24 protein-coding genes and 2 tRNA genes are annotated in these 26,710 nt (G+C 71.0%); 8 read left to right on the forward strand and 18 right to left on the reverse strand.

Going from position 1 to position 26,710, the window contains the following annotated elements; all coding sequences use genetic code 11:
• Window positions 1–4: 4 nt before the first annotated feature.
• The 7 genes from ACP56T_RS05875 to ACP56T_RS05905 all read right to left on the reverse strand — a co-directional run bounded on the left by ACP56T_RS05875 (window position 5) and on the right by ACP56T_RS05905 (window position 7,912).
• Window positions 5–1,633, reverse strand: coding sequence for a CTP synthase (locus tag ACP56T_RS05875; RefSeq protein WP_430911185.1), 1,629 nt, complete (start codon window positions 1,631–1,633; stop codon window positions 5–7).
• 134 nt (window positions 1,634–1,767) lie between these two features.
• Window positions 1,768–2,181 carry a preprotein translocase subunit SecG gene (secG, locus tag ACP56T_RS05880; RefSeq protein ID WP_430911186.1) on the reverse strand — a complete coding sequence of 138 codons (414 nt, stop codon included), beginning with the start codon at window positions 2,179–2,181 and terminating at the stop codon, window positions 1,768–1,770.
• Between the two features lie 188 nt (window positions 2,182–2,369).
• Window positions 2,370–4,295 carry a family 2A encapsulin nanocompartment cargo protein cysteine desulfurase gene (locus tag ACP56T_RS05885; RefSeq protein WP_430911187.1) on the reverse strand — a complete coding sequence of 642 codons (1,926 nt, stop codon included), beginning with the start codon at window positions 4,293–4,295 and terminating at the stop codon, window positions 2,370–2,372.
• Complete coding sequence (locus tag ACP56T_RS05890) at window positions 4,282–5,673, reverse strand: family 2B encapsulin nanocompartment shell protein (protein ID WP_430911188.1); 1,392 nt, start codon at window positions 5,671–5,673, stop codon at window positions 4,282–4,284. The genes ACP56T_RS05885 and ACP56T_RS05890 overlap by 14 nt, the downstream gene beginning before the upstream one ends.
• Window positions 5,674–6,088: 415 nt before the next feature.
• The gene (gene cysE / locus ACP56T_RS05895; protein WP_430911189.1) at window positions 6,089–6,949 is read right to left on the reverse strand and encodes a serine O-acetyltransferase; all 861 of its coding nucleotides are present in this window, start codon (window positions 6,947–6,949) and stop codon (window positions 6,089–6,091) included.
• Window positions 6,950–6,971: 22 nt separating this feature from the next.
• Complete coding sequence (locus ACP56T_RS05900) at window positions 6,972–7,184, reverse strand: hypothetical protein (RefSeq protein ID WP_430911236.1); 213 nt, start codon at window positions 7,182–7,184, stop codon at window positions 6,972–6,974.
• A 248-nt stretch (window positions 7,185–7,432) separates the two neighbouring features.
• Window positions 7,433–7,912 (reverse strand): Rrf2 family transcriptional regulator, encoded by a 480-nt coding sequence (locus ACP56T_RS05905; protein ID WP_430911190.1) that lies wholly within the window; start codon window positions 7,910–7,912, stop codon window positions 7,433–7,435.
• Window positions 7,913–8,008: 96 nt separating this feature from the next.
• Between ACP56T_RS05905 and hmpA the strand changes: the two genes are divergently transcribed.
• Window positions 8,009–9,250, forward strand: a complete 1,242-nt coding sequence (gene hmpA, locus ACP56T_RS05910) for an NO-inducible flavohemoprotein (RefSeq protein ID WP_430911191.1) — start codon at window positions 8,009–8,011, stop codon at window positions 9,248–9,250.
• 179 nt (window positions 9,251–9,429) lie between these two features.
• Here the strand turns inward: hmpA and ACP56T_RS05915 are convergent.
• Window positions 9,430–9,504, reverse strand: a tRNA-Gly gene (locus ACP56T_RS05915).
• 184 nt (window positions 9,505–9,688) lie between these two features.
• On the opposite strand from ACP56T_RS05915, the gene ACP56T_RS05920 reads away from it, so the two are divergent.
• The 3 genes from ACP56T_RS05920 (at window position 9,689) to ACP56T_RS05930 (ending at window position 10,779) form a co-directional block, all read left to right on the forward strand.
• A complete protein-coding gene (locus ACP56T_RS05920) occupies window positions 9,689–10,357 on the forward strand; it encodes a Maf-like protein (protein WP_430911192.1) in 669 nt (222 codons plus the stop codon).
• On the forward strand, window positions 10,354–10,539 hold the full coding sequence (locus ACP56T_RS05925; RefSeq protein WP_430911193.1) for a DNA gyrase inhibitor YacG: 186 nt from the start codon (window positions 10,354–10,356) through the stop codon (window positions 10,537–10,539). The genes ACP56T_RS05920 and ACP56T_RS05925 overlap by 4 nt, the downstream gene beginning before the upstream one ends.
• A gap of 164 nt (window positions 10,540–10,703) precedes the next feature.
• Window positions 10,704–10,779: transfer RNA gene (locus ACP56T_RS05930), tRNA-Phe, on the forward strand.
• 15 nt (window positions 10,780–10,794) lie between these two features.
• Here the strand turns inward: ACP56T_RS05930 and ACP56T_RS05935 are convergent.
• The 7 genes from ACP56T_RS05935 to ACP56T_RS05965 all read right to left on the reverse strand — a co-directional run bounded on the left by ACP56T_RS05935 (window position 10,795) and on the right by ACP56T_RS05965 (window position 20,012).
• Window positions 10,795–11,037, reverse strand: coding sequence for a hypothetical protein (locus ACP56T_RS05935; protein WP_430911194.1), 243 nt, complete (start codon window positions 11,035–11,037; stop codon window positions 10,795–10,797).
• A 20-nt stretch (window positions 11,038–11,057) separates the two neighbouring features.
• Window positions 11,058–14,411: an error-prone DNA polymerase gene (locus ACP56T_RS05940; RefSeq protein ID WP_430911195.1), complete on the reverse strand. Its 3,354-nt coding sequence runs from the start codon at window positions 14,409–14,411 to the stop codon at window positions 11,058–11,060.
• Window positions 14,408–15,967: a Y-family DNA polymerase gene (locus ACP56T_RS05945; protein ID WP_430911196.1), complete on the reverse strand. Its 1,560-nt coding sequence runs from the start codon at window positions 15,965–15,967 to the stop codon at window positions 14,408–14,410. Before ACP56T_RS05945 ends, ACP56T_RS05940 begins: the two co-directional genes overlap by 4 nt.
• Window positions 15,861–16,667, reverse strand: coding sequence for a hypothetical protein (locus tag ACP56T_RS05950; RefSeq protein ID WP_430911197.1), 807 nt, complete (start codon window positions 16,665–16,667; stop codon window positions 15,861–15,863). Before ACP56T_RS05950 ends, ACP56T_RS05945 begins: the two co-directional genes overlap by 107 nt.
• Before the next feature lie 133 nt (window positions 16,668–16,800).
• Entirely contained in the window at window positions 16,801–18,264 is a 1,464-nt protein-coding gene (zwf, locus tag ACP56T_RS05955; RefSeq protein ID WP_430911198.1) for a glucose-6-phosphate dehydrogenase, read from the reverse strand.
• An 82-nt stretch (window positions 18,265–18,346) separates the two neighbouring features.
• Window positions 18,347–19,513, reverse strand: a complete 1,167-nt coding sequence (locus ACP56T_RS05960) for a DNA topoisomerase IB (protein ID WP_430911199.1) — start codon at window positions 19,511–19,513, stop codon at window positions 18,347–18,349.
• 64 nt (window positions 19,514–19,577) lie between these two features.
• Complete coding sequence (locus ACP56T_RS05965; protein ID WP_430911200.1) at window positions 19,578–20,012, reverse strand: GNAT family acetyltransferase; 435 nt, start codon at window positions 20,010–20,012, stop codon at window positions 19,578–19,580.
• Between the two features lie 40 nt (window positions 20,013–20,052).
• Here ACP56T_RS05965 and ACP56T_RS05970 point away from each other — a divergent pair, with 40 nt between their 5' ends.
• The 3 genes from ACP56T_RS05970 (at window position 20,053) to ACP56T_RS05980 (ending at window position 22,588) form a co-directional block, all read left to right on the forward strand.
• Window positions 20,053–21,210: a glycosyltransferase family 4 protein gene (locus tag ACP56T_RS05970; protein WP_430911201.1), complete on the forward strand. Its 1,158-nt coding sequence runs from the start codon at window positions 20,053–20,055 to the stop codon at window positions 21,208–21,210.
• Window positions 21,207–21,866, forward strand: a complete 660-nt coding sequence (locus tag ACP56T_RS05975) for a class I SAM-dependent methyltransferase (protein WP_430911202.1) — start codon at window positions 21,207–21,209, stop codon at window positions 21,864–21,866. Before ACP56T_RS05970 ends, ACP56T_RS05975 begins: the two co-directional genes overlap by 4 nt.
• A gap of 155 nt (window positions 21,867–22,021) precedes the next feature.
• A complete protein-coding gene (locus tag ACP56T_RS05980; protein WP_430911237.1) occupies window positions 22,022–22,588 on the forward strand; it encodes an NAD(P)H-dependent oxidoreductase in 567 nt (188 codons plus the stop codon).
• 58 nt (window positions 22,589–22,646) lie between these two features.
• Here the strand turns inward: ACP56T_RS05980 and ACP56T_RS05985 are convergent, their stop codons facing one another.
• On the reverse strand, window positions 22,647–23,300 hold the full coding sequence (locus ACP56T_RS05985; RefSeq protein WP_430911203.1) for a hydrolase: 654 nt from the start codon (window positions 23,298–23,300) through the stop codon (window positions 22,647–22,649).
• A 147-nt stretch (window positions 23,301–23,447) separates the two neighbouring features.
• Between ACP56T_RS05985 and ACP56T_RS05990 the strand changes: the two genes are divergently transcribed.
• Entirely contained in the window at window positions 23,448–24,338 is an 891-nt protein-coding gene (locus ACP56T_RS05990) for a LysR family transcriptional regulator (protein ID WP_430911204.1), read from the forward strand.
• A gap of 242 nt (window positions 24,339–24,580) precedes the next feature.
• Here the strand turns inward: ACP56T_RS05990 and ACP56T_RS05995 are convergent, their stop codons facing one another.
• Together ACP56T_RS05995 and adh are read right to left on the reverse strand one after the other, a co-directional pair.
• The gene (locus tag ACP56T_RS05995) at window positions 24,581–25,024 is read right to left on the reverse strand and encodes a DUF779 domain-containing protein (RefSeq protein ID WP_430911205.1); all 444 of its coding nucleotides are present in this window, start codon (window positions 25,022–25,024) and stop codon (window positions 24,581–24,583) included.
• A gap of 146 nt (window positions 25,025–25,170) precedes the next feature.
• Entirely contained in the window at window positions 25,171–26,694 is a 1,524-nt protein-coding gene (adh, locus tag ACP56T_RS06000) for an aldehyde dehydrogenase (RefSeq protein WP_430911206.1), read from the reverse strand.
• Window positions 26,695–26,710: the final 16 nt, after the last annotated feature.

The following is a 26,710-nucleotide window of genomic DNA, read 5'->3' on the forward strand; positions in this document are numbered from 1 at the left end:
CTCCTCAGACCAGCCGGCTCTGCTCGATGGCGGCGGCGACGAAGCTCTCGAACAGCGGATGCGGCTCGAAGGGGCGCGATTTCAGCTCCGGGTGGAACTGCACGCCGATGAACCACGGATGGCCGACATGCTCGACGGTCTCGGGCAGGAGGCCGTCCGGCGAGAGCCCGGAGAAGCACAGGCCCTGCGCCTCCAGCCGCTCGCGATAGGCCATGTTGACCTCGTAGCGGTGCCGGTGGCGCTCGGAGATCTCGGTGCCGCCGTAGATGCCGGCGATGCGCGTCTCAGGCCGCAGCGAGGCCCGGTAGGCGCCGAGCCGCATGGTGCCGCCGAGATCGCCCTCCTTGGCGCGCCGCTCCAGCTCGTTGCCCTTCATCCACTCGGTGAGCAGGCCGACGACGGGCTCGGCGGTCTCGCCGAACTCGGTGGAGTTGGCGGCCTCGATGCCGGCGAGCGAGCGCGCCGCCTCGATCACCGCCATCTGCATGCCGAAGCAGATGCCGAAATAGGGGATGCGGCGCTCGCGCGCATAGCGGGCCGCGCGGATCTTGCCTTCCGCGCCGCGCTGGCCGAAGCCGCCGGGGACGAGGATGCCGTTGATGCCTTCGAGGAACGGAGCCGGGTCCTCGCGCTCGAAGACCTCCGATTCGATCCATTCGAGGCGCACCCGCACCCGGTTGGCGATGCCGCCATGGGTGAGCGCCTCGGTGAGCGACTTGTAGGCGTCCTTGAGCCCCGTGTACTTGCCGACGATGGCGATCGCGACCTCGCCCTCGGGGTTGCGCACGCGCTCCGAGATCCTGCGCCAGCGCTCGAGCTGCGGCTCGGATTGCGGCTCGATGCCGAAATGGGCGAGGACCTCGCGGTCGAGCCCGGCCTCGCGATAGGACAGCGGCACGTCGTAGATCGATTCGACGTCGCGGGCCTCGATCACGGCGCTGCCGCGCACGTTGCAGAACAGGGCGAGCTTGCGCCGCTCGTCGGCGGGAATCGGCCGGTCGCAGCGGCAGAGCAGGATGTCCGGCTGGATGCCGATGGAGCGCAGCTCCTTCACCGAGTGCTGCGTCGGCTTGGTCTTCAGCTCGCCCGCAGAGGGGATGTAGGGCAGCAGCGTCAGGTGGACGAAGGCGGTGGCCCCGCGCGGCAGCTCCTGGCCGAGCTGGCGGATCGCCTCGAAGAAGGGCAGGCCCTCGATGTCGCCCACCGTGCCGCCGATCTCGACGAGCACGAAGTCGAACGCTTCGTTGCCGTCGAGGACGAAGTCCTTGATGGCGTTGGTGACGTGGGGAATCACCTGGATGGTGGCGCCGAGATAGTCGCCGCGCCGCTCCTTGGCGATGATGTCCTGGTAGATGCGCCCGGTGGTGATGTTGTCGGCCCGGCTCGCCGGCAGGCCGGTGAAGCGCTCGTAATGGCCGAGGTCGAGATCGGTCTCGGCGCCGTCGTCCGTGACGAAGACCTCGCCGTGCTGGGTCGGGCTCATCGTGCCCGGATCGACGTTCAGATAGGGGTCGAGCTTGCGCAGGCGCACGCGGTAGCCGCGGGCCTGGAGCACCGCCGCGAGGGCCGCGGAGGCGAGCCCCTTGCCGAGAGAGGAGACCACGCCGCCGGTGATGAAAACGTACCGCGTCATGGGCCTCGGTCCATAAGGGAAGCTGGGCGATTTGCCAAACGGCAAAGCACGCGCCCGGCGCGAAGCCGATGCTTCGTGCAACCAGGGGTGGTTCGGTCGAAGTCCGGACGGCCGGGCGGCCGCCCGCGCCCGGTCTAGCGCGACTGCGGAGCGTCGGGAACGGCGGGCTGCGCGGGCGCGGGGGCCGGCGTGCCCTGGGGCGCCTGTCCGCCGCCCTGCTGGCGCAGGGTGTCGAGCAGGGTGTCGGCGTTGGGCTGCTTGGCCGGCTGCGTCGCGCCCACGCCGCTGGCGCCGTCGAGAATCGATTTCGGGGCCGCGCCCCGGTGCGACATCACCGCGAGAGTCATGCTCGTGGCGAAGAACAGGGCCGCGAGAATCGCCGTGGCCCTGGTCAGGGCGTTCGCCTGCCCGCGTCCGGTCATGAAGCCCGAGACGCCGCCGCCCCCGCCGCCGCCGAGCCCGAGGCCGCCCTCAGAGCGCTGGAGCAGCACCACGGCGATCAGCCCGAGGACGATCAGGAGATGGACGACGATCAGGACGGTCTGCATCGGAATTCCAGCAAGGACGCCGGGCGATCCGCTTGCGGAGCGAATCCCGGCGCTGCGAGCCCGGCCGGCCGTCGACGCGGGTCCCGTGAAAGGCGCGGCCTTACACCAGATGCGGCCGAACGCCAACCGCGCCCGCCGCGCGGGACCGCCCGACCGCCAAGCCGGACGTCCCTCGCCGCATCGCCGGGCTACGGCCTCGGCAGGCGCCGAAGCGCCGCGAGGAACAGGTCGACTTCCTCGCGGGTGTTGTAGAAGGCCAGCGAGGCCCGCACCGACTGGTCGACGCCGAAGCGGCGCAGCGCCGGCAGGGCGCAGTGATGGCCGGAGCGCACCGCGATACCGTGCCGGTCGAGATGCCGGGCCACCGCCGCGTTCTCCTGCCCCTCGATGGTGAAGGACATCACGCTGGCCTTCTGGCGGGCCGTGCCGATCAGGCGCAGGCCCCTGATGTCGGCGAGCCCGGCCTGGGCGTATTCCAGCAGGTCGTGCTCGTAGGCCGCGACGGCCGGCAGGCCGAGGCCCTCCAGATAGTCGAGCGCCGCTCCCAGCCCCACCGCGCCGGCGATGTCCGGGGTGCCGGCCTCGAACTTCTCGGGCGCGCCCTTGTAGACCGTCTTCGTGAAGGTCACGTCCTCGATCATGTGGCCGCCGCCCTGCCAGGGGGGCATCGCCTCCAGGAGATGCTTCTTCCCGTAGAGCGCGCCGATGCCGGTCGGTCCGAACACCTTGTGGCCGGAGAAGACCACGAAGTCCGCATCGAGCGCCTGCACGTCCACCGGCATGTGCGGCGTCGACTGGGCGGCGTCGACCAGCACCGGCACGCCGTAGGCATGGGAGAGCGCGATGATCTCCCGGACGGGGTTGATCGTGCCGAGCGCGTTGGCGACCTGCGTCACCGAGACGATCTTGGTGCGCCCCGACAGCAGCGCCGCGAACTGCTCGAAGATGATCTCGCCGCGATCGTCGACCGGGATCACCCGCAGCGTCGCGCCGGTGGCCTGGGCCAGCAACTGCCAGGGCACGATGTTGGCGTGGTGCTCGATGGTTGAGACGATGATCTCGTCCCCCGGCCCGATATTGGCGCGGCCGTAGGAATTGGCGACGAGGTTGATGCCCTCGGTGGTGCCGCGCACGAAGACGATGTCGTCCTTCGAGGGCGCGTTGAGGAAGCGGCGCACCTTCTCGCGGCCGCCCTCGAACAGGTCCGTGGCGCGCGCGGCGAGCGTGTGCGCGGCCCGGTGGATGTTCGAGTTGTGGCGCCCGTAGAACGCGCTCGTCGCGTCAATGACGCTCTGTGGCTTGTGGGTGGTGGCGGCGTTGTCGAGCCAGACGAGCCGGTGCCCGTTCACGCTCTGGTGCAGGGCCGGGAAGTCCTTGCGGACATGCGCGACGTCGAAGGGCGCACCCGCCGGGCTCGACCGGTGCGAGGTGACGCGCGGCGCCGGCCCGTCATGCCGCGAGGGCGCGACACGGGGCGAGGCGTGCGGCTTCTCGGCACGCGGGGAGGCCGCCAGGAAGTAATAGTCGCCCGACGAGAAGGGCTCGTCGCCGCCGTGCTCGACGGTGCGGACCGTCTCGCCCGAGGCCCGGCCCGCGTCGGCAGCGGAGCCCGGCACCACGCCCGGCGCCAACGCATGCGCGAAGGCGGCGGCGCGCGGGTGATCGGCCGCGACGGTTCGGTGGAGGTCCGGGCCGCCGGGGATGAAGGCCGCGACTTCCGGCACGCTCGGCACGAAGAACTCCGGCAGGGCGCCCCGCGACGCCAACGGATCTGCGAGCGGATGCACGGAGGGGATCGTCGTGGTGTCGAGGAAGCCGGCGCTCGCCGGTGCCGGCGTGCCGCCCACCGGGTTGGCGGGCGAGGGGCCGGTCAGCCCCGGCAGCCCGAGGCTCGGACCGCCGAGGTTGCGCGCCGCGAGAGCGGAGGCCCGAGTCGGCGCCTCGGACCCCTGCGGCAGTTGCGGCGTGCCCGGCAGCGACGGGGCAAACGGCGCGGAGGCCGCCTGGCCCTGCCCGTAGATCTCGCGGGCGAGGTGCCCGACGAGATCGGCATGGGCGAGATCGCCGGCGGAGCCCGTCGGGAGACCGATGGCGGGCGCCTCAGGCGTAGTCATGGTAGTTGCCCAGCAGCACGTTATCGAGACGGGCGATGGCGTCCTCGACCAGCACGGCGGCCGAGAAGTAGCGCGTCACGAGATGCGAGGCGATGGAGTGGTCGTTGGTGCCCATGTAGCGCACCGACAGGCCCGGCTCGATCTCGCCGGTGACGCCGGACTTCTGGAGGCCGACCACGCCCTGTTCGCCCTCGCCGACCCGCAGCAGCAGGATCGAGGTGGTCTGCGCGCCCGTCACCGGATCGATGTCGATGGGCAGCTTGTCGCTCGGCACCAGCGGCACGCCGCGCCAGGTGATGAAGGGCGCGCCGAACAGGTGCACGACGACAGGCGGCACGCCGCGGCGGGTGGCCTCGCGGCCGAAGGCGGCGATGGCGCGCGGATGCGCCACGAAGAAGGCCGGCTTCTTCCAGACGAGCGTCAGCAGCTCGTCGAGATCGTCCGGCGTCGGCGGGCCCGAGCGGGTCGGGATGCGCTGGCGGCCGCCGACCTCGTGCAGCAGTCCGAACGCGGAATTGTTCAGGAGCTCCCACTCCTCGCGCTCCTTCACGGCGTCCACCGTGAGGCGGATCTGCTCGCGGAGCTGGTCGATCTCGTTCGAATAGAGGTCGGTGACGCGGGTATGGGTGTTGAGGATCGTCTGGATGGTCGAGAGATGGTACTCGCGCGGGTCGACCTCGTAATCGACGAAGGTCGTGGGCAGGCGCGGCTCGCCGGCATGGACCGCCAGCAACTCGATGCCCTGCTCGCCGTGGCTGTTGACGTGGCCCTTCAGCCGGTCGCGCTCCTCCACATACTGCGCGACGCGGGTCTTGATCGCGTCGTCGTCCAGCGCCTTGCGGTCGAGGGTGAGCAGCGTCACCGCCGAGAGCGCCTTGACCGCCGGGGCGGGCTGCCCCTCGCCGACGAGGGCCTCGTCGCCGAAGAAGTCGCCGCGCGTGGCGAGGCCGGAGCGCAGGCGGTTCTTGTAGGGGCCGGAGAGCGAGAGCTCGACCGTGCCGTCGGCGACGACGGTCAGGCTGCGGTTCTTGCTCCCTTCCTCGGCGATGGTGTCGCCGGCCTTGTGCGTGCTCTCGGCGAACCTGTCGGCGAGGGCGGCGAGCTCGGCATCCCCGAGGCGGCTGAACACGGGAACGGCCCGCAGCGACGCCGGGCTGATCGCGCGCTTCTTGCCCTCGGCGGCGAGATCGATCCGGCCGGGCTTGGCCAGCACCACGGCGCGGCGGTTCACGCGGTAGACGCCGCCGCCGACATCGACGAAGGGCAGCAGGCGCAGAAGCCAGCGCGGCGTGTTCGCCAGGTTCTGGACCGAGGTGACGGTCGCCGTCGATAGGTTGCGTGCCGCCGTCGCGCTCACGCTCAGTCCCGGTCCGCTCATCGTGGAAAGCTCTCCGCTGTATCAGATATGTCTTCGGTCCGGCGCATCGCGCCGCCGGCCGTATTCTTCGGCCTCACGACGAGCATGACGCGGTAATTCAATCGAACGCCCATGCCTGAACCGCGCGATAGACGAGCCTGTCCGGCAGCAACGATCGATGCGTGATGCTCTTGACTTCGCGATCGTCTCATCGCCGCGACAAAATAAGGTCTAACCTTGCCGCGCTGTGAGCGTCAATAAAATGATCTTCTTTATTTATTGCGGATCGTGGATCGAAACGCCGTCGACATCGCGTCCCGACGATGTTGGGATCGTTTGTTTGCCGAATGCCGGTATTTCATTCCGAATTCCCTGCGCTCACGGCAGAATCCGCGAAGCATGCTTCGTGGCGCGGCCGGGGAGGGCTTCCCGGCGCTCAGATCCCGTCGCCGAAGAACTGGTCCATGGTCAGCGCCGGCTCCTCGTTCCTCGGCAGGCGCGACACCACCCGCGCGGGCACGCCGGCGACCGTCGTGTGGGCAGGCACCTCGTGCAGCACCACGGCGGCGGCGGCGACCTTGGCGCCCTCGCCGACCCGGATGTTGCCGAGCACCTTGGCGCCGACGCTGAGCAGCACGCCGCGCTCGATCTTGGGATGGCGGTCGCCGCTCTCCTTGCCGTTGCCGCCGAGCGTCACCGACTGGAGGATCGAGACGTCGTCGGCCACCACCGTGGTCTCGCCGATGACGACGCCCGTGGCGTGATCGATGAACACCCCCGAGCCGATCCGCGCGGCAGGGTGGATATCCGCTCCGAAGACCTCCGAGATGCGGCTCTGGACATGGAGCGCCAGCGTCGCCCGGCCCTGATGCCAGAGCCAATGGGCCACGCGATAGGCTTCGAGCGCCGCGAGTCCCTTGTAGAACAGGAACGGGTCGAGATAGCGCCGGCAGGTCGGGTCGCGCTCGCGGATGGCGACGAGGTCGCGCACCGCATGCGCGCCCGCGTCCGGGTCCGCCTCGAAGGCCGACAGGCAGAGGTCGCGCATGGCCAGCCGCGACAGATCCCCGTCTCCGAGACGGTGCGCGAGGCGATAGGCGAAGGCCTGGGCGATGCTGCGCTGATCCAGCACCGTCGCCTGGACGATGCCGGCATAGAGCGGCTCCTCGACGAGGGCGGCCTCCGCCTCGGCGCGGAGCTCCGCCCAGACATCCGCCTCGCGCTGGCTGCGGCTCGTCATGCGCAAGGGGGCCTGAGGAAGCGCGGTGCGCGCATCCAGGATGGCGCCGAGGCTCATGCCGCGCTCTCCGAACGCGGCGTCACGGTCGGTTCTCCCGCCGCTCGAAGAGGTCGGGCAGGTAGCGGAGCAGCGTCTCGTGCCCCTCGAACTTCACGTCGACGGTGATCCGCGCCTCCGGGGCGGACGGGGTCTCGTCATGCGTTCCGACCACGAGGCCCGTCGCGTGGCGCCAGATCCCCAGGGTCTCGGCGAGGTCGAGCCGCGCGAAGACGACCCGGTCCCCCGCCGCCATGGCGGCCTCCGCCCCGCGCCCCCCGTCGATCCGGCGGCGCGAATCGGAGGCCGGCCGCCGTGCCGGACCGAAGGCCGCCTGCGGGAAGGCGACGTCGTCCTCCGCGAGGTCCGGTTCGGAGAAGCTTTGCGTCGAAGAAACCCTGTCGAGCAACATGATTCTTCCAGTAAACCATTGTATTGATTGAATATTTGGCGATACCGGAGAAGTTTGCAAGCCCTGTTTCGCGCGCGGGCGTCGGGCGGGCTCTACGACGACGCGGCGCTCGATGGAGCCGGCCCTTCGGCCTCGCCGACGGAGAGCCCCAGCAGCGCCGCGATGTCGCCGCCCTCGGGCGCGCCGATCAGATCCGCCAGCGTGACTCCGTCGAGGACGGCGAGGAAGGCGGCGAGCGCCTCCCCCAGCGCGCGGCGGAGCCGGCAGGGCGCCGTGATGGCGCAGCCGCCCCCGGAGAAGCACTCGACCAGCGCGAGATCGTCCTCCGTGTGGCGCACCACCGCGCCGATCACGATCTCGGCCGGCGCCTTCGCCAGCCGCAGGCCGCCGCCCCGGCCGCGGATCGTCTGGATCAGCCCGAGGCGGCCGAGCTGATGCACCACCTTGGTCAGGTGGTTCTCCGAGATGCCGTAGGCGCGCGCGATCTCGGCGATGGAGCTCTGTCGCGGCTCCCGCAGGCCGACATAGATCAGCGTGCGCAGGGCATAGTCCGTGTAGCGGGTCAGACGCATCGGGGCTTCCTATCCGCTATAAGGTACATTTTCGTTGCATCTTTTCAATCGCCGGTCCATAAGGTGCATGTCTAATACATCTTTCAAGAGATGCTCATGCCCGCCCCGCTCTCCCCGGCCACCGTCACCCTCGTCAAAGCCACCGTGCCCGCCCTCGAGGCGCACGGCCTCACGATCACCCGGCGCATGTACGAGCGCCTGTTCGCGAACGCGGAGATCCGCGACCTCTTCAACCAGTCGCATCACGGCGAGACCGGATCGCAGCCGAAGGCCTTGGCCCAGGCCGTCCTCGCCTATGCCCGCCACATCGACGATCTCGGCGCGCTCTCCGGCGCCGTCGAGCGGATCGCGCAGAAGCATGTCGCCCTGAACATCCTGCCGGAGCACTACCCTTTCGTCGCCGACGCCCTGCTCGCCGCGATCCAGGACGTGCTCGGCGAGGCCGCCACGCCGGAGATCTGCGCGGCCTGGGGCGAGGCGTACTGGTTCCTGGCGGAATTGCTGATCGGGCGCGAGGCCACGATCTACCGCGCTCTCGCCGGCAAGCCCGGCGGCTGGAACGGCTGGCGCGACTTCACCGTCGAGAGCGTGACGCAGGAGAGCGAGACGATCCGCTCCTTCGTGCTGGTGCCGGTCGACGGCCGTCCGGTCCTGCGCCACGAGCCGGGGCAGTATCTCGGCTTCCTGTTCGATCTGCCCGGCCACGGGGTGCTCAAGCGCAACTACTCGATCTCCTGCGCGCCGAACGACCGCGCCTATCGCATCACCGTCAAGCGCGAGGCTTCTCCGGGGCGTCCGGCCGGCATCGTCTCGAACTGGCTGCATGACCGGGCCGGCATCGGCACGATCGTGAGGGCCGCGCCGCCCGCCGGCGAGTTCTTCCTGGATCGCGGAACCGATGCGCCGGTGGTGCTGGTCAGCGGCGGCGTCGGGCTGACCCCGATGGTCAGCATGCTGGAGACGATCGCGGCGACCGCGCCGGAGCGCCCGACCTGGTACGTGCACGGAGCCCTGAACGAGCGGGTGCAGGCGATGGCCGCCCATACCGAGGCGCTGACGAAGGACGGCGCGAATCGGCATCACCAGGTGTTCTATGCCGAGCCCGGCGGGCATGGCCGGCCGGACGATCCGTCCCGCGCGAGCGGACTCATCACGGCCGACTGGCTCGCCGCGCACACGCCGCACGAGCGCGCGACCTATTACCTGTGCGGACCCAAGCCCTTCCTGGCCGCCCTCGTGAACGGCCTCCTGCGCAAGGGCGTCCCCGCCGAGCGGGTGCGGTTCGAGTTCTTCGGCCCGGCGGATGATCTGGTCGAGGAGCAGGCACAGGCCGCCTGAGGCGACCGGCGCCGCCTCGTCAGGGGGGGCGGCGTCTCTCGCGGGCCCGGATGCCGGGGTTTCCGGCATGAGCGACGCATCGGCCGCGAAGAACGAGGACCGAACGGCCCTCGCGACATCCGACGGAAAAAAGCGAGATCGGCGAAACGCCGAAAAGGCCGAGAGGCCGGCAAGTCCATTGGAGCGGGCGATCGGGATCGAACCGACGACATTCAGCTTGGGAAGCTGACGTTCTACCACTGAACTACGCCCGCGCTCGCCGCCCGGCCCAGAGGGCCCGGCTCGAGAGCGGGGCGACCATAAGCAGCGCGGCGCCGCTTGTCCACGGCATGGGAGGACCTCCTCGCCCCCGGCCCCACGTTCCCAAAGGCCGGCCTTTCCGGTAGTCCTCCGCTCGCCCTCCGAACGCATCCCGCCGCGGAGGCTCCATGGATCGCGATGGACACGTATCCGGCCCCCGACGCTCGCCCGGCAGGGTCCACCGAGACGGCGGACCGGCCCGAGCCGAAGGCACGGCTCATCCTCGCCTCGGCCTCTCCGCGCCGCCTCGCCCTGCTCCAGCAGATCGGCATCGAACCGGACGCCCTGCTGCCGGCGGATATCGACGAGACGCCGCGCAAGGGTGAATCCCCCCGCGAACTGGCGCGGCGGCTGGCGCGCGACAAGCTCGCCGCCGCCGGCGAGGCCGCGGGTCGGGACTGCTGGATCGTCGCCGCCGATACCGTCGTCGCGGTGGGGCGGCGGGTGCTGCCGAAGGCCGCGATCCCGGACGAGGCGGCCGATTGCCTTCGCCTGCTCTCCGGGCGGCAGCACCGTGTCTACACGGCGGTCTGCGTGCTCTCGCCGAAGGGCACCCGGCGCGAGCGCCTCGTGGAGAGCCGGGTCAGGTTCAAGCGCCTGTCGGGCCGCGAGATGCAGGGCTATCTCGCCTCCGGCGAATGGCGCGGGAAGGCCGGCGGCTACGCGATCCAGGGGCTCGCGGGCGCCTTCGTGGTGAAGCTCGTCGGCTCCTATTCGAGCGTCGTCGGGCTGCCGCTGCACGAGACCATGGCGCTGCTCGACGGCGAAGGCTTTCCGGTGCGCGCCGCCTGGGGGGCGATGGCATGAGCGGGCCGGCGATCGCGCCGTGCCCGATCTGCGGCCGGCCCTCGAAGCCCGGACTGGAGCCGTTCTGCTCGGCGCGCTGCGCGGATGTCGATCTCGGCCGCTGGCTCGGCGAGCGCTACGTCATTCCGGGCGAGGAGGACGCGGACACGGCCCCCCCCGAGCCGAAGGACGATCGGGACTGACCGGGCGCCCCCGGCAAGGCGGCCTCTCGTTTTCCGCGATCCGGCGCGGGGACCGCAGCCGCGATCCATATGGCGGCAAACGAGTCGCTCAACAGGCTGGACAGCCCCGCGCCCACTCACTATACCCCCGCCACCAACCGGGCCGCCGAGGCGGACCGGAGGTCGCCCAGGTAGCTCAGTTGGTAGAGCATGCGACTGAAAATCGCAGTGTCGGCGGTTCGACTCCGTCCCTGGGCACCATAGGTCTTTTCGGCCTCAAGCCTTTCGAAAACTGAGAATCGTTATCCGGTGCATGGCGCCCCCCGCCTGCGGCGTCTGCCGCGCCTTGCGGATGTGGAGCGCTGCCTGCTTCGGAGCGCGCCAGCCGAGGACGGCCAGCGGCCGTGTCTCGGTCGCGCCGTTCTTTGCCGCGATCGAGGCGCCGGCTTCGCGCAGCGGGCCATCGGCAGGGCAGTCGGGTTCATCCCGCCTGCGTGCACCAAATCGGAGCGTGTTCATCGAGAGCCGCCGCTTCCGCCTCAATGGAAATCCCGCGATTTCGGCAGGATGCGGACGTTTCGGGGGTGGCCGTGCGGTGGCTCGGGATACGCGTCCGCGCGTGTGGGCCGAGCTGACGGGGGCTCGTCCTCGCTCAGGCGCCGCAGCTCGGCGCTCCGGTCGAGGACCCGCTCGGCCATGAGATGCGTCACGCCCTCGGGGCTCTTCTGAACGCGCCCCTCGACGAGCAGAAGGCGGGCTCCCATGATCTCGCGCCGGAAGCGCTCGAAGACGCGCGCCCACAGGACGACGTTGGCGATGCCGGTCTCGTCCTCCAGCGTGACGAAGATGGCGTTGCCCGCGCCGGGGCGCTGGCGCACCAGGACGATGCCCGCGTTGCGGCAGAAGGCGGCGTCGGGCCGGGCGGCGGCCTGCGCGCAGGTCGCGATGCCCTCCGCCGCGAAGAGCGGCCGCAGGATCGCCATCGGGTGGGCCTTGAGCGAGAGCCGCAGGGATCGGTAATCGGCCGCCACATGCGCGCCGAGCGGCATGGCCGGCAGCACGACCTCCGGCTCCGGCCCGAGCTCCCGAGCGGCGGCGGCAGCGAATAGCGGCAGGGGGGTGTCGTCCGGCAGGCGGCGCACGGCCCAGAGGGCGGCCCGCCGGTCGAGGCCGAGGGAGCGGAACGCATCGGCCGCCGCCAGCCGCTCGAGGGCGGCCCCCGGCAGGCGGGTGCGCGCGGCGAGCCTCTCGATGTCGCCGAAACCGTCCCCTCTCGTCTCGGCGAGGCGCTCGCCCGCGGCCTTGCCGAGCCCGTCCACCTGGCGGAAGCCGAGACGCAGCGCGAGGCTACCCCCGGCATCGCGCTCGAGGCTGTTGTCGTGGAGGCTGTGGCTCACGTCGACGGGACGGATCTCGACCCCGTGCTCGGCCGCGTCCCGCACGATCTGGGCGGGGGCGTAGAAGCCCATGGGCTGGGCGTTCAGCAGCGCGCAGGCGAACACCGCCGGGTGGTGGCACTTGATCCAGGAGGAGACGTAGACGAGCTTGGCGAAGGAGGCGGCGTGGCTCTCGGGGAAGCCGTAGGAGCCGAAGCCCTTGATCTGCTCGAAGCAGCGCTGCGCGAAGGCCCGCTCGTAGCCGCGCGCCGCCATGCGCTCGACCATGAGCGTCTCGAATCCGCCGATGGTGCCGACGTTGCGGAAGGTCGCCATGGCCCTTCGCAACTGGTTGGCCTCGGTGTCGGAGAACTTCGCCGCCACCATGGCGAGCCGCATCGCCTGCTCCTGGAACAGGGGCACGCCCATGGTCTTCTCGAGCACCCGGTGCAGCTCGTCCCAGGGGCCTTGCTCCGGCGCGGGCGAGGGAAAGGTCACCTTCTCGAGCCCGGCCCGGCGGCGCAGGTAGGGATGGACCATGTCGCCCTGGATCGGGCCCGGCCGCACGATCGCCACCTGGATGGCGAGATCGTAGAAGTTCTTCGGCTTCAGGCGCGGCAGCATGTTCATCTGCGCCCGGCTCTCGACCTGGAAGACGCCGATGGAATCGCCCTTCTGAAGCATGGCGTAGACCGCCGGATCGTCCTGCGGGATCGCGGCGAGGTCGTAATCCGCGTCCTCATGCGCGCGCAGCAGGTCGAAGGCCTTGCGGATGCAGGTGAGCATCCCGAGCGCCAGCACGTCGACCTTCATCAGGCCGAGCGCGTCGATGTCGTCCTTGTCCCATTCGATGAAGGTGCGCTCCTTCATGGCGGCGTTGCCGATGGGCACGGTCTCGTCGAGGCGCCCGCGCGTCAGCACGAAGCCGCCCACATGCTGCGAGAGATGGCGCGGGAAGCCGAGCAGGCGCCGCGCCAGGCCGAGGGCGCGGCGCAGCAACGGGTTCGACGGATCGAGCCCGGCCTGGCGGATGTGGTCGTCGCGGATCTCCGACCCCCAGCTTCCCCACTGGGTCGCGGCGAGGCGGGCGGTGACGTCCTCGCTCAGCCCCATCGCCCGGCCGACCTCGCGCATGGCGCTGCGCGGCCGGTAGCTGATGACGGTCGCGGCGATGCCCGCCCGCTCGCGTCCGTAGCGGGCATAGATGTGCTGGATGATCTCCTCGCGCCGCTCGTGCTCGAAATCGACGTCGATGTCGGGGGGCTCGCGCCGCTCCTCGGAGAGGAAGCGGGCGAAAAGCAGATCGTGCTCGGCGGGGTCGACGCAGGTGATGCCGAGCACGTAGCACACGGCGGAATTGGCCGCCGAGCCGCGCCCCTGGCAGAGGATGCCCTTGTCCTCGGCCACCCGCACGATGTCGAGGATCGTCAGGAAATAGCGGGCGTAGTCGAGCTTCTCGATGAGGGCGAGTTCCTCGCGCAGCTGTTTCTCGACCCCCTCGGGGATGCCCTCGGGATAGCGGATCGCGCCGCGCCGCCAGGTCTGCTCCTCCAGCCAGCCCTGCGGGCTCCAGCCCGGCGGCACCGGCTCCTCGGGATAGTCGTAGGTCAGCTCGGCGAGGGAGAAGTCGATGCGGGCGAGCAGGTCCTGGGTCTGCGCGACCGCCTCGGGACAGTCGCGGAAGAGCCGCGCCATCTCGGCGGGCGTCTTGAGGTGGCGTTCGGCATTGGCCTCCAGCCGCCGCCCCGCCGTCTCGATGCTCGCGCCTTCCCGGATGCAGGTGAGCACGTCCTGGAGGTCGCGCGCCCCCGGCCCGGCATAGAGCGCGTCGTTGACGGCGAGCAGCGGCAGGCCGGCCTCCCGCGCCAGCGTCGTCAGGCGGGCGAGGCGCCGGCGGTCGTCGCCGCGCCGGTGCATCGCCGCCCCGAGCCAGGCCGCGCCGGGGGCGGCCCGCGCGATCCGCGCCAGCGCTTCGGCGAGCCCGTCGAGACGGCGCTCGGGCAGCACGATCAGCAGGAGGCCGTCGGGATCGGCGAGGAGGTCGGGCAGGTTCAGGAGGCAGCCGCCCTTGCGCGCGCGGCGGTTGCCGAGGCTGAGCAGGCGGCACAACCGCCCCCAGGCCCGCCGGTCGCTCGGGTAGGCGGCGATGTCGGGCGCCCCGTCCGCGAAGACGAGCCGCGCCCCGACGGCGAGCCGGAACGCCTGCGCCTTTCGCCGCAGCGCCTCCCGCAGGGCCGGATCGTCGGAGGCGGCCTCGTGGGCGACATGGGCGAACTCGCCCGGCCCCGATCCCTCGCGCAGCCTTTCGGGCAGGGGCGCGCCCTCGGCCCGCAGCTCCTTCAGCGCCACATGGGCCCGCACGACGCCGGCCACCGTGTTGCGGTCGGCGATGCCGATGCCGGCCTGGCCGAGGGCCAAGGCCGTCAGCACCATGTCCTGCGGATGCGAGGCGCCGCGCAGGAAGGAGAAGTTCGTCGCCGCGACGAGCTCCGCGTAGGCGGGTGCCTGCGCGCTCACGCGAACAGCCCGTGCAGATACCAGCGGGGCCGCTCGGCCCCGTCCTCGTAGAGGCCGGCCCGGAACAGCCAGAAGCGGCGCCCCTGCGCGTCCTCGACGCGGTAGTAGTCGCGGGCCGGGGCGTCGGGGGCGCGCCACCATTCCGCGGCGATGCGCTCGGGCCCTTCCGCGCGGACGACGCGGTGCAGGACATGGCGCCAGCGGAAGCGCAGCGGCGGCCCGTCCGGCACCTCGGCCAGCGCCTCGACGGGCTGGGGCGGCTCGAAGAGCTGGAGGGGGCGCGCGGGCGGATCGTCCGGGGGCTGCGCGGCCCAGGAGTCCGGCTCCGGTTTCCGCGCCATGCCGGCGGCGGGGACGAGCCGCGAGGAGCGGAGCGGGTCGTGCGTGTCGGCGGCCGCGAAACGCAGGACGCGGGCGGGACCGAGGCGCGCCACCAGCCGGTCGACCAGCGCCGAGAGCTGGTCGTCCTCCGGCACGCCGCCGTCGAGCCCGTATTGATGCGGGCGCAGCGGCTCGCAGACCGGCACCGCGAGCCGGACGAGATCGAAGCCGTAGCCGGGGTCGAGGGGGTCGGCGAGCGCATCGAGCTTTTCGTGCAGGAGCCGCAGGATCGCGTCCGCGTCGCGGGAGGGGCGGCCGGTCTCGACGCCGATCCGCCGCACCGCCCCGTCGCTGCGGAAGAAGCTCGCCTCGAAGGCGCGGCCGCCCTGGCCGGCGGCATCGAGCTGCTCCACCATGCGCCCGAGCAGGCCGCGCAGGCTGTCCGCGACGGCGTCCGCATGGGTCACGGGCTCGGCGAAGGCGCGCTCCACGCGGAATACGGGGAGGGGGCGCAGGGGCGCGATGCGCCGGTCCCGCCGGCCGAGCACGCGCTCCAGCCGCTCCGGCATTCCCTCTCCGAAGCGGGCGGCGAGGGACAGGCTCGGCAGGTCCGCGAGATCGGCGAGGCGCTTCAGCCCGGCGAGGGCGAGCGCCGCCTCGGTCCGCTCGGGAAGGGCGAGGGCCGCCACCGGCAGGGACCGGGCGGCGTCCTCCTCGCCGCCGGGCGGCACCACCGCCGCCCGGCCGAAACGGGCGAGCGCGCGGGCCGTGTCGGGAGTGCCGGCAAGGGTCGCCCGCACCGAGAAGCCGCTCCGACGGATGCGGCGCAGCACCTCGTTCCGCAAGTTCGCCTCGCCGCCGAGGAGATGCGCGCAGCCGGTCACGTCGAGCAGGAGCCCGTCCGGCGGGTCGAGGGCGACGGAGGGCGTCCAGCGCTCGCAGGTCCCGGCCATGCGCAGGAGCAGGCTTGCGTCCGCTGCGGGGTCGTGATCGGCGGTGACGAGGGCGGGCACGCGGGCGCGGGCGTCGGCGAGGGGCAGGTCCGGATTCAGGCCGATCTCGCGGGCCTGCCGGCTCGCCGCCGCCAGTCTCAGGGCGCCCTTGACGGGATGGACGAGCACCAGCGGCTCAGCCGGCGCGCCGCCATGGGGTATCGTCCCGCGTTGCAGCCGGTCCGTCGGCAGGAACGGGAACCAGAGGGCGAGGTAGCGGCGTTGCGAAGGACAGGCGGTCACGGTCCCACTCCAGTCGCCAGGTGCGGGGATGGAGCCCGGCGCGGTGGCGCAGCAGGGCGGCGTCGAAGGCGGGCGGGCCGGGAGCGTTCGCCTCCAGCGGGGTCGAGGCCGAGGCCGCGACGCTCCAGCGGCTCGTCGCGGCGCTCGGGGCCGGTTCGGCCTGGAGCCGGATCAGCACCAGGGTCACGCCGGAAGCCGCCGCCGCGAGCGCGAGGCGCCGGCTCGCCGTGAGGTCGAGGCTCCTCGGCTCGCCCCAGATCTCGACGAGGGCTGCCCCCACGGCGGGACAGCGCGCGGCTTCCGCCGCCACGCGCAGCGCCGCCGTGGGGTCCCGCGTCCGCGCGAGCAGAAGCCGCCGCGGGTCGAGCCCGAACGCGGCGATGCCGTCTCCGTAGAGGCGTCCCCGGTCCAGCTCGACGAGATCCTGCCGCGCCCAGACCAGCGCGCCCCCCTCGGCGGCCCTCGACGCCAGGCCGAGCCCGAAACCGGCCGCCGCCGCCGCGTCGGCGCCCTGGCGGGCATAGACCTCGTGCAGGGTCCCGCGCATCAGCCCGCCGCCGAGCCAGTCGTCGAGCGCCGGCAGGCCGAGCCGGAAGGCCGCCCGCGCGGGCCCGCGCGGCCTGGCGTCCGCTTCCGTGGCCGCCAGGATCCGGCGCAGCCGAGCCAGCGTCCGAGAGGGCGTCGCGCCGTCTTTGTTCATCATATGTTCTATACGAGGCCGATGCCGCCACGAGTCAAGCCCGTAAGCGTCCGAGCGTGTGGCAGGCCGAGATCGACGGTGCCGCGCTCCACAGCGGGGGCACGCGCATCCGCATTCACGGGATCGCGCCCTGTCAGCTCCCGGTGGCGTTCGGGTCTCGCCAGGAGCGCTCGAAGGGCAGGCGCCAGGCATGGGGCGCGACGAGCTGGTGGATCGATTTCGGGCCCCAGGAGCCGGGCTCGTAGAGGCGCACGGGTGGCGGCTCCTCGAGGAGCGCGGTGGAGACCTCCCAGAGCCGCTCGATGCCCTCGGCGGTGGTGAACAGGGTGTGGTCGCCGCGCATGGCGTCGAGGATCAGGCGCTCGTAGGCCTCCAGCACCTCGCCGATCAGCCCGGTGTCGCGCATGGCGAACTGGAGGCTCAGCTTGTCGAGCCGCATGCCGGGGCCGGGGCGCTTGCCGTAGAAGGACAGCGACATCTTCGAGGCGTCGGCGAGATCGAAGGTGAGGTGGTCCGGCCCCTGCGCGCCCACGCCGGAGCCCGCCGGGAACATGCTCTTGGGCGGTTCGCGGAAGGCGATGGAGATGATGCGCTGGCCCTCCGCCAGCCGCTTGCCCGTGCGCAGGAAGAACGGCACCCCGGCCCAGCGCCAGTTGTCGATGGAGCATTTGAGCGCGATGAAGGTCTCGGTGTCCGACTGCGGGTCGACGCCCTCCTCCTGGCGGTAGCCGATATACTGCCCGCGCACGACGTCGCGCGGCGCGATGGGCAGCATCGAGCGGAAGACCTTGTTCTTCTCCTCGCCGATGGGGACCGGTTCCAGCGAGGTCGGCGGTTCCATCGCCATGAAGGCGAGGATCTGGAACAGATGCGTCACCACCATGTCGCGATAGGCGCCGGTGGCCTCGTAGAAGCCGGCGCGCTGGCCGAGGCCGAGGGTCTCGGGCACGTCGATCTGGACGTGGTCGATGAAGTTGCGGTTCCAGATCGGCTCGAACAGCCCGTTGGCGAAGCGGAAGGCGAGGATGTTCTGGGCCGGCTCCTTGCCGAGGAAATGGTCGATGCGGAAGATCTGGTCCTCGGCGAAAACGTCGTGGAGCTTGGCGTTCAGCGAGACGGCGCTCTCCAGGTCCGTGCCGAAGGGCTTCTCCATGACGATGCGCGAGCGCTCGACGAGCCCCGCCTCGCCGAGCAGCCGCACCACGGAGAGCGCGGCGGCCGGCGGCACGCTGAGATAATGCAGCCGGCGGCATTCGCCCTCGAAGCTCGCCTCGGCCCGGTCCACCGCCGCCTTCAGCGCGTCGGCGCCGGCTGAGAGGGGCACGTAGTCGAGGGTTTCCGCGAAGGCGTCCCAGTCCGCGTCGGTGACGGTGCGGGCGAAGAACTCGCCGAGGGCTTTTCGCGCGAAGGTGCGGAAGCTGTCCGCGTCGAGATCGTCCAGGGAGACGCCGATGACGCGCAGCGCCGGGATGAAGCCGGCGCAGGCGAGATGGAACAGCCCCGGCAGCAGCTTGCGCCGCGCGAGGTCGCCGGTGGCGCCGACCAGCACCACGACCTGCGGGTATTTCGGGCCGACGCCGGCGGGAACCTTCCTCAACGGGCACTCCTCCTCGGCCTGCGTCGAGGTTTCCTCCTACGCAATGCCGATGCCAGAAGCGTGACGGTTCGATGTGCGCGGATCAGGCCGCCCGGCGGCCCTTCGGCTTGGGCCGTTGCGGCTTGGAGCCTGCGCGGGCGCCGGATTTGCGGGCGCTTCGCACGGGGGCCTTCGGCCCGTCGAGGCGGTTGCGCAGGAGGCTCAGCACCGCCGCCTCCTCCGGCCGCAGGCTGGCGAGCTCCTCGCTGAGCTCGGTCTCGACGGCGTCCTTCACCTGAAGCAGCAGGCCGCCTTCGAGATAGCAGTCGATCAGTTGCGGATGGATGTAGCACTTGCGGCAGATGGTCGGCGTGTTGCCGAGCCGGGCCGCCACCGCCTCGATGGCCGAACGGACGTTCTTCTTGGCCACCGCCTCGCTGTCGAAGCTCTCGAATTCGCGCAGGGCCAGCGCGGCGAGCACGGTGCCGGCCCAGGTGCGGAAGTCCTTGGCGGTGATGTCCTGGCCGGTGATTTCGCGCAGGTAGTCGTTCACGTCGCCGGAGGTGACGTCGCGGCGCGTCCCGTCCCCGTCGAGATACTGGAAGAGCTCCTGGCCCGGCAGATCCTGGCAGGCCTTCACGATCCGCGCCACCCGCCTGTCCTTCAGCGAGAGGTTCCACTCCTTGCCGCTCTTGCCCTTGAACCGGAAGGTGAGGTCCGAGCCCGCGATCCGCACATGCGGGTCGCGCAGCGTCGTCAGGCCGTAGCTGCGGTTGGTGCGGGCGTAGTCGTCGTTGCCGACCCGGATCAGTGTGGTCTCGAGGAGATGCACGACGGTGGCGAGCACCTTCTCGCGGGGCAGGCCGCGCCGGCCCATGTCGGCGTCGATGCGCGCGCGGATGCCGGGCAGCGCGTCGGCGAAGGCCATGACGTGGCCGAACTTCGCCGCCTCCCGCGCCTCGCGGAAATCGGGATGGTAGCGGTACTGCTTGCGCCCCTTGGCGTCGCGGCCGGTCGCCTGGATATGGCCGTTGCGGCGCGGGCAGATCCACACGTCGGTATAGGCCGGCGGGATGGCGAGCGAGCGGATGCGGGCGAGGGTCGTCTCGTCGCGGACCGCCGCGCCCTTGGCGTCGAGATAGCGGAAGCCCTTGCCGGACCTGCGCCGGGTCAGGCCCGGCATGCCGTCGTCGACATAGCGCAGGCCGGCCTCCGCCGCCGCGTCGCGCGGGTCTACGGCGATCTCCGAAAGCGCATCCTCGGCCGCCATGTCCTCGTCTTCCTTGCTCCGGCGGAGATCAACCGGGCAGGACGGCGGCTGTTCCGGCGCCGGCTCAGAGCCAGCGCTCCATCATGATGCGGGGCGCCTCCCGCCAGCCCAGCGCCTCGTAGACCGTGCGCACCTGGGTGTTGGTCTCGCGGATCAGGAGGTGCGCCTTGCGGATGCCGCGAGCGCGCAGCCAGTCCTCGCAAGCCCCGACGATGGCGCGGGCGAAGCCACGGCGGCGGTGGTCGGGATCGACCGCGACATAGTAGAGCCAGCCCCGGTGCCCGTCATGCCCGACCATGGCCGAGGCGACGATCCGCTCGCGGTCGAGCAGGCCGACGAGGATGTCGGAATTCTCGCGGCCGGCGGCGAGGTCGATATCCGCGTCGGGGTCGTTATACGGCACCACGAGGCCGCAGCGCCGCCAGAGCGCCGTCACCGCCGCCCTGTCGGCCTCCCGGAACGGGCGGATCGCGGGCTCCCCCTGTGCTTCCCTCAACATCGTCGCCTCCGTGTCCGCTCCCCGTGGTAGAGCGGCGGGCATGGAAACCGCCGCCCCGCCCGTGCCCGTCCCGATGAAGACCCTCGTCTTCGTCGTCACCGAGGACTGGTTCTTCGCCTCGCACTTCCTTCCCATGGCGCGGGCGGCCGTGGCGATGGGCCTGTCGGTGGCGGTGGTGACGCGGGTGCGCGACCATCGCGCGGCCATCGAGGCGACGGGGGCCCGCGTGGTGCCGCTGGAGGCGGAGCGCTCCAGCCTCAACCCGATGGCGGCGGGTTACGCGGCGGGCCAGCTCGCGGCGATCCTGAAGGCGCTGAAGGCCGATATCGTCCACTGCATCGCGCTGCGCTCGATCCTCGTCGGCGGCACGGCGGCGGCGATGGCGGGGGTGCCGGCGCGGGTCTACGCGCTCACCGGGCTCGGGCTGATCGGCGCGCGCGGCGACCGTGCCGGAAAGCTCGCCCGCACCGGCCTGCGCCACCTCATCCGGGGCGCGCTATCGTCGCGAAAGACCCGCTTCCTGTTCGAGAACCCGGACGATGCCGTGGCGCTCGGGCTCGATCCGGCGGACACCGCCGTCACCGTGGTCGGGGGAGCCGGCGTCGACCCGGACGCCTTCGCGCCCGCGCCGCTCCCGGCGCAGCCGCCGCTCAAGGTCGGAATCGTGTCGCGCATGCTGTGGTCGAAGGGCATCGACGTCGCCGTCGAGGCGGTGCGGCTGGCGCGCGGGCGGGGCGTCGCGGTGGAGCTCGACCTGTTCGGCGCTCCCGACCCCTCGAACCGCCGCGCCGTCCCCGAGGCGACGTTGCGGGACTGGTCCCGCGACGGGATCGCCTGGGCCGGACCGACCCGCGACCCGGCCTCGGTCTGGGCCGGACGCCACGTCGCCTGCCTGCCCTCGCGGGGCGGGGAGGGCCTGCCGCGCACGCTGCTGGAGGCGGCCTCCTGCGGCCGCCCCCTCCTCACCACCGACGTGCCCGGCTGCCGGACCCTGGTCCGCGACGGCGTGGAAGGCTTTCTGGTGCCGCCGGGCGATGCGCCGGCGCTGGCGGATGCGCTGTCGCGGCTCGCCGCCGATCCGGCTCTCGTGGCGCGCCTCGGCGCGGCCGCCCGCGCCCGCATCCTCTCCGGCGGCTTCACGGAAGCGGCGGTCGCCGGGGCGGTCTGCGGCCTCTATCGCGAACTGTTCGGATCATGAGACCGGCCGACGATCCGCTCGCCTTCATCCGCGCCCATACCGCCGTGCTGCCGGTCCCGCATGCGCCGGAGATCTCCCTGCATCTCGCCGACGAGGCGACCGCGCTGTGGGAGAAGACCGAGGAGGCGCTGGAGGAGATCGGCCTGCCGCCGCCGTTCTGGGCCTTCGCCTGGGCGGGCGGGCAGGCCCTCGCCCGCTACGTGCTGGACCATCCCGCGGTCGCGGCGGGCCGGGAGGCGCTCGATTTCGCCTCCGGCTCGGGCCTCGTCGCCATCGCGGCGGCCAAAGCCGGCGCGACGCGGGTGGTCGCCAGCGATCTCGATCCCTTCGCCATCCCGGCCATCGGCCTCAACGCGGCGCTGAACGGCGTGGCGGAGCGGATCGCGCCCCTGCGCGCCGACCTCGTCGGCACCCGCCCGAGCCAGTCCCTCGTCTTCGCCGCCGACATCTTCTACGAGCGCGACCTCGCGGGGCGGGTGGCGGACTGGCTGGGTAACCTGCATGCGGCGGGCGCGACGGTGCTGATCGGCGATCCCGGCCGCGCCTACCTGCCGAAGGAGCGGCTCGAGAAGCTCGCGACCTACGAGGTGCCGGTGATGCGCTCGCTCGAGGACGCCGAGGTCAAGCGCACCAGCGTGTGGCGCTTCATCGGCTGATCCGCCCCCCGACGGGACGGCTGGAGCCGCCGGAGCCCGTTTTCGCACCGGATCGGGACGATTCCGCGCGGTCCACCCCTTGCTGACGGAGGGCCCATGCGGCGCTCCGTCCCGGAAGCACCGCCGACCCACGACCTGAGACCTGGAGCGTGACCATGCCCCGCCTCGTCGCCTTTTCCGCGAGCACCAACCGCCCGTCGCGCACCCGCGGTCTCGTGGAGGCGGTCGCGGCGGAGGTGGCGCGCCACCGCTGCGTCGAGGTGAAGGTGTTCGACCTGCTTGACGCAGGCCCCGGCCTCGGCGCCACCAGCCGGGCGGCGCTGCCGCTGCCGGCGGCCCGGATCATCGAGGCCATCGAGGGCGCCGACGCGCTCATCGTGGGCACGCCGGTCCACCAAGGCTCCTATTCGGGCCTGTTCAAGCACGTCTTCGATTTCGTCGATCCGGCGGCGCTGGCGGGCAAGCCCGTGGCCCTGACCGCGACCGGCGGCGGCCTGCGCCACGCGCTGGTGGTCGAGCACGGCCTACGTCCGCTCTTCGGCTTCTTCGCCGCGCATATCGCGCCGACCTCGGTCTATGCCGGGGCCGACGAGATCGTCGCCGGCGCCGTCGTCGACGCCCTGGTGGCCGACCGTGTCGCGGCGGCGGCCCGCGAGTTGTCCCTGCTCATGGGCGCGGCGGCGAGCGGCCGGATGGCGGCCCAGGCGGCGCCGGCGGCCTGAAGGGCCGGCCGGTCGCCCCGTTCATCGTCCCGATACCATCCCGAGAGCGTGATACGGATCAGCTCGCGGTGCTCGGCGCCGGCGTGTTGAGAAGCTGCTGCTCCCACAGATACGCGATGCCGCTTCCGGCGGCGTGATACTTGATCACCTCCGTCAGCGCGGCGGCCGTTTCCATCCGCGCCCAGTCGCGCTGCCATTCGGCCGCCAACGCCAGCCAGGTCATCATGTTCGCGCCGGCGGCGATCATGCGCTGGATCGCGACCTGATGCGCCTCGACCGACACGGCGCCCGACGCATCGGTGATGACCGTCACGTCCCAGCCTTCGCCGAGAGCCTGGATCGCGGGCATCGCGACGCAGATCTCGGTCCACAACCCGGCGATGATGAGCTGCTTGCGGCCGGTCGCCTTGACCGCGTCCACCACCTGCCTGTCTTCCCAGGTGTTGATGAAGGTCCGGTCGATCACCTCCTGGCCGGGGAACACGTCGGTGATCTGCGGGAAGATGAGACCGCCCCGATCGGCGATCACGCTCGTGAGGATGGTGGGAACATCGAAAGCCCTAGCGGCCTTCGCCAGAGCCGTCGCGTTGTTGACCACCGTCTGCGGATCATGGCTGTTCAGGTTGGCGAGCTGGTAGGGCTGGTGGTCTATCAGGACGAGCACGGAATCTTCGGGACGAAGAAGCGAAGCGAGACCGTTGCGGAAGCTCATGAAATCCTCGGATGACTTTGTGGGGAGGCTCGTTTGCCAAAAGACATGCGCGGGCTGAGCGCTGTCTGAGCGAACCTTGTCATCCACGTTTGCGATCAGGTAGCGCTCGTTCGTGCCACGCTGTGTCGCGCGATGGGGAACGCCGACGTGAACATCGAGGAGCTGCGGACATTCGTGGAGGTGGCCGACGCCCGAGGCGTGTCGGGCGCCGCGCGCCGGCTCGGCGTTTCCAAGTCGATCGTCAGCCGGCGGCTGCTACGGCTCGAGGCCGAGCTGGGCGTGCGGCTTCTCGCGCGAACCACCCGAGGCGCCGCGCTGACGGAAGCGGGTGTCACCTTTCGGGATCATGCCGCCAGGGCCTGCGCCGAGATCGATTCGGCCAGGGAAACGATCCTGCCCACCGGCGAGCTTCGCGGACGCTTGCGCATTGCAGCGCCTTTGTCCTTCGGGCCGACGCATGTGGCGTCCGTGATCGCGGACATGGCGCGGCTCCATCCCCGGCTTCACATCCACACCAGCTACACGGATCGCTTCGTCGATCTCGTCGCGGAAGGGTACGATTGCGCGATCCGGGTCGGCTATCTCCCGGATTCCAATCTTCTCTCCCGGCGTGTCGGACCGATCTACGGGAAGCTTGTGGCGAGTCCGGCCTATATCGAAGCGCACGGGTCGCCCGAAACGCCCGAAGACCTGCTCGACCATCAGGCTCTGATGCAGGGCACGGAATCCTGGCAGTTGATGGACGGCGACAGGATCGTCACGGTTCATCCCCAAGGGCGCTTCAAGGCCGACAACGGCACGGCTCTCGTGGCGGCCGCGGTCGCGGGGCTCGGGATCGGCTACCTCCCGGACGGCCTCACCGACGAATATCTGGCGTCCGGCGCGCTCGTTCCCGTGATGACACGTCATCCCCCTCCGCCGGCGGGCATCTATGTCGTCCGCCCCTCCGATCAGCATCCGGCTCTGAAGGTAAGAGTTCTGACAGACATGCTGATCGCGTGTTTCGAGCACTCTTCGCGCGCCGCATCATCTATCTAGGCACAATTTACTTGCGTGACGGGAAGTCGAATATAGTATAAATACCGATTGGCGAATTCCGAGCCTCGTCGCGCAGCTCTTCGCCGATCCGATGGGGTTGCCGCGCAGGGTTGCGGCCCGGACCCGCGACGCCCTTCGGACGACCATTGTCGCCCCGCGCGACGATGACCTCTCCGACGAAGGCCGTATCCGTCTCGCAGCCGCCTGCCGCGATACAGGTTTCCAACCGATCGGATGCCGTTCTAGATCCGGCAGGCGCCCGCGAGCGCGTCGTTCTCGGCTTGGGAGAACAGCCGCGAGCGGATGTGGAAGCGCTTCTCGCGGCCGTTTTCCAGGGAGAACATCCCGCCGCGCCCGTTCACCACGTCGAGCATGATGTGGGTGTGCTTCCAGACCTCGAACTGGGAGCGCGAGATGAAGAAATCCGCCCCCCCGACCTGGCCGAGATGCACGTCGCCGTCGCCGGTGATGAAGTCCCCCACCGGATAGCACATGGGCGAGGAGCCGTCGCAGCAGCCGCCCGACTGGTGGAACATCACCGGCCCGTACTCGGCCTGGAGTTCCCCGATGAGCTCCAGCGCCATCGGCGTCGCCGTGACCCGGAGCGGCGTGCCGTCCACGCCGGCCTGATCGGCGGTGACGGGATCGAGCGTCTTGGTGGCCGTGCTGAGGACGGTCTCCGTCATGGCGTGATCTCCCGGCTTGTCTGTCTGGTCTTATGTGTGCGCCGAGGCGCGAAAGTCCAAATCGCTCCTTCCCTCGCGAAGGAGGGGAGACGAAAAAAGCCCCGACCTCGCGGCCGGGGCTGAAGGCGGTCTCGGGGGGAAACCTCTTAGAAGAAGCCGAGCTTCTTGGCGGAGTAGCTGACGAGCATGTTCTTCGTCTGCTGATAGTGGTCGAGCATCATCTTGTGGGTCTCGCGGCCGATGCCGGACTGCTTGTAGCCGCCGAAGGCCGCGTGGGCCGGATAGGCGTGGTAGCAGTTCGTCCAGACGCGGCCGGCCTGGATCGCCCGGCCGAAGCGGTAGGCGCGGGTCCCGTCGCGGGTCCAGACGCCGGCGCCGAGGCCGTAGAGCGTGTCGTTGGCGATGGAGAGCGCCTCCGCGTCGTCCTTGAAGGTCGTGACCGACAGGACGGGCCCGAAGATCTCCTCCTGGAAGATGCGCATCTTGTTGTGGCCGCGGAACACCGTGGGCGTCATGTAGAAGCCCTCGGCGAGCTCGCCCTCGCGCCGGCCGCGCTCGCCGCCGGTGAGCAGCTCGGCGCCCTCCTGCTTGCCGATATCGACATAGGAGAGGATCTTCTCGAGCTGCTCCGAGGAAGCCTGCGCGCCGATCATGGTCGCCGGATCGAGGGGCGAGCCCTGGGTGATCGCCTCGACGCGCTTGACGGCGCGCTCCATGAAGCGGTCGTAGATCGACTCGTGCACGAGCGCGCGGCTCGGGCAGGTGCAGACCTCGCCCTGGTTGAGGGCGAACATGGTGAAGCCCTCGAGCGCCTTGTCGAGGAAGTCGTCGTCCTCGTTGGCGACGTCGGCGAAGAAGATGTTCGGCGACTTGCCGCCGAGCTCCAGCGTCACCGGGATCAGGTTCTGCGAGGCGTACTGCATGATGAGGCGGCCGGTGGTCGTCTCACCCGTGAAGGCGATCTTGGAGATGCGCGGGTTCGAGGCGAGCGGCTTGCCGGCCTCCAGGCCGAAGCCGTTGACGATGTTGAGCACGCCCGGCGGCAGCAGGTCGCCGATCAGCTCGGCCACCACGAGGATCGAGGCCGGGGTCTGCTCGGCGGGCTTCAGCACGACGCAGTTGCCGGCGGCCAGCGCGGGGGCGAGCTTCCACACCGCCATCAGGATGGGGAAGTTCCACGGGATGATCTGACCGACGACGCCGAGGGGCTCGTGGAAGTGATAGGCCACGGTGTCGTGGTCGATCTCGGAGATCGAGCCTTCCTGGGCGCGCACGCAGCCGGCGAAGTAGCGCCAGTGGTCGATGGCGAGCGGGATGTCGGCATGCGTCGTCTCGCGGATCGGCTTGCCGTTGTCCCAGGTCTCGGCGAGCGCGATCAGGTCGAGGTTCTCCTCCATCCGGTCGGCGATCTTGAGCAGGATGCGGGCGCGCTCGGACGGCGCGGTGCGGGCCCAGGCGTCCTTGGCGGCATGGGCCGCGTCGAGGGCCTTCTCGATGTCCTGCGCGTCCGAGCGGGCCACCTCGCAGATGACCTTGCCGGTGATGGGCGAGGTGTTCTCGAAGTAGCGGCCGGCCACGGGGGCCACCCACTGGCCGCCGATGAAGTTCTCGTAGCGCGCCGCGAAGGGGGATTTGGTCTTGGCGTCGGCCAGGAATTCCGGCTTGTTCATGGGGTATCCTCCAGGG

It is taken from the genome of Methylobacterium endophyticum (genome assembly GCF_050591105.1).
In the GTDB taxonomy this organism is placed as follows: Bacteria; Pseudomonadota; Alphaproteobacteria; order Rhizobiales; family Beijerinckiaceae; genus Methylobacterium.